Origin of the sequence: Streptomyces sp. NPDC004658, from assembly GCF_040609555.1 — a bacterium.
GTDB lineage: Bacteria > Actinomycetota > Actinomycetes > Streptomycetales > Streptomycetaceae > Streptomyces.
Genome location: NZ_JBEXKG010000350.1, coordinates 1 through 2,703, shown reverse-complemented (window position 1 = coordinate 2,703; position 2,703 = coordinate 1). Strand labels below are relative to the sequence as shown.

Genomic DNA, 2,703 nt, shown 5'->3' with positions numbered 1-2,703 from the left:
GGCGGCGGTCGGTGGCCGTGGGGATGCCCGAGCCCTGGGTCGGCACGAAGACCTGGGCCGCCCGCGGCCGGCGGCCCTCCGCCGCCTCGGCGAGCATCTGCTCGGCCTCCTCCGCGCCCGGCCGCCGGGCCGGATCCTTGCGCAGGAGCGCGGCGATGACCGGGGTGAGCGGACCGGCGTGGCGCGGCTCGTCCGCCTCCTCCTCCACGACCGCCTGCATGGTGCTCAGCGGCGAGGTCCGCCGGAACGGCGAGCGCCCCTCGACCGCCGTGTACAGCGTGGCGCCGAGCGCCCACAGGTCGGAGGCCGGGCCGGGATCGTGGCCGCGCACCCGCTCCGGGGCCAGATAGTCGACCGAGCCGACGACCTCTCCGGTGCGGGTGATGGTGGTGTCGCCCTCGATCTGGGCGATGCCGAAGTCGGTGAGCAGGACCCTGCCGTCCGCGCCGAGGAGGACGTTGCCGGGTTTGACGTCCCGGTGCAGGACCCCGGCGGAGTGCGCGGCGCGCAGCGCCCGCAGCACCCACAGCCCGATCCGCGCGGCCTCCGCGGGCTCCACGCGGCCCCGCTCCTTGACCGTGTCGGCCAGCGAGGCGCCCTCGACCAGCTCCATCACGATCCACGGGCGTCCGTCGTGCTCCAGGACGTCGTGCACGGTGACGACGGCGGAGTGGTTGATGCGCGCGGCGGCCCGGGCCTCGGCCCGGGTGCGGGCGAGCAGCACGGCCCGGTCGCTGTCGGAGACGTAGAGCGCGGCGGTCAACTCCTTGACGGCGACCCGCCGGTGCAGCACCTCGTCGTGGGCGCGCCACACCCGGCCCATGCCGCCGCTGCCGATGGAGTCGGCGAGCCGGTAGCGGCCCGCTATGAGCAGGCCCTGCATCTGATTCACGTTGCCCCGCAATGCTCTTGACAGGGTCAGACTAAGGACCGGCCTGCCGCCAGGGAACCAGCGGGGTACCAAGGAAACCGCACTGTGACGATGGTCATTTCCACGCGAGAGAGGGAACCGCGCCTGCGGCCCCCGGCCCCGGATACACGCCGCTCAACCGGTGTAGCGATACGTCGCGGTAGCCTGCTCGTACAACCGCGTCACCTCGTCCCGCTCCGCCTCCGGACCGCGCACCTGGACGACGTGGTAGCGGCCGTCGAGCAACAGCGCCATGTTGCGCACGAACAGGTCCCGGCCCTGTCCGTCGGTCCAGGTGAACTGCCCCTCGGCCATGGTCCGTCCGCCCACCTCGATGGTCCGCAGCCCGGTGGCCGTGGCCCAGCTGGAGTCCCGGTACGGCTGGAGTTCGCGCTCCTTGTCCCGCTGATAGACCATCGGATCGCTCCCGTACGCGGACGTGCCGTCCCGCCCCGGTACGACGATCAGCTCGAAGTTCCCGTGCGCGTAGACCACCTGGCCGCTGCCGTTCCTCGGGGTGCGCTCCCAGCCCTTGGCCACGGCCACCCGGAAGCCGTCCGGGTCCCTGCGCAGGGTGAACCCGTCGGGGACGGCGGGGTCCCCGCCCGTCTGCGTCTCGGTCGCGGGCGCGGACGCCGAGGCGTCACCGCCCGGCGCGCTCTGCCCGGCGGAGGGCCTGGGGGTGTGCGAGGGCGCGGGGCCGGTCTGCCCGGCAGTGCCGGTGCGGTCGCCGCCCGCCGCCCCGCTCTCGCCCTGCTTCGGCATGAAGAGCATCGCGTACGCGATCGCGCCGGCCAGCAGGAGCAGGATCAGCAGGAGCAGGGTCCGGCCGAGGCTGCGCGGCGAACCCGCGCCCTCCCGGGCCCGCTTGTGCCGGCCGTGCGGATGGGCCGCGGGCAGTCCGGCACGCCGTCGGCGCACCAGTTCGCCGCGGCGCCGGACGATCGGCAGCCGGCTCGGGTCGGCGGGCGGTGTGGGCACGACGTGCGTGCCGGCGTCCGGCTCGGGCGCGGACCGCACCAGCGACCGCAGCCAGCCGCTCAGTTCCTCCACGTCCGGCCGCTCGGTGGGGTCCTGGCGCAGCAACGACTCCACGACCGGCCGCAGCGGCCCGCACTCCTCGGCGAAGGCGGGCGGCTCGGCGCACACCAGCTGCACCAGCTCGGCGGTGGACTCCTCCGGGTACGGCGCGTGCCCCTGCACGGCGCGGAACAGCAGCGCGCCCAGCGCCCACAGGTCGGTGGCCGGGCCGATCGGCGCGGCCAGCTGCCAGTTCTCGTGCACGGGCCCGGCCTGCTCCGGCGCCCAGCGCTCGGTCACCGGCCCCACCACGGTCATCCGCACCTGCCGCGCCCGCTCGGCGGCCAGCGCGGTCCCGGGCCCACGGCGCGCTCCCCCGGGCTGATCCCAGCCGCCGCCCCCGGGGGCGGTGCCCGTCGCGGGTGCGAGTCCGGGGTACGCCCGGTCGGCGCCCGGATCACCGGCCCCAGGCACCCCGCGCGCCTGCGGACCGTACCCCTGACCCGGCACGGACGCCTGCCCGACGGCGGGGTCCGCCGCCGGCAGGCCCGGTCGACGGCTGCCGTCGTCCAGGGCCGGTGTGCCGCCGGAACCGGGGCGTGGTCCGGCGCCGTGCCAGGGGGCGCCGCGCACCCCGTACGGGTCGGCTGTCCGGCCGGGCGGCGCCGTGGTGCCCGTGCCGGTGCCGTCGTCGGCGGGTGGCCGTGTCTGCGGAAAGTAGGGGTTGCTGGAGTCGGCGAAGAAGGCGCTCGGCGCAAAGCCGCGCTGGCGCA

1 protein-coding gene and 1 pseudogene are annotated in these 2,703 nt (G+C 76.0%); both read right to left on the bottom strand.

The window, feature by feature from the left end:
• Window positions 1-883 (bottom strand): serine/threonine-protein kinase (locus ABZV94_RS41160; RefSeq protein ID WP_356350178.1); only part of this gene is annotated, 883 nt, incomplete at its 3' end.
• 162 nt (window positions 884-1,045) lie between these two features.
• A pseudogene (locus tag ABZV94_RS41155) lies at window positions 1,046-2,703 on the bottom strand (serine/threonine protein kinase); the annotation flags it as partial.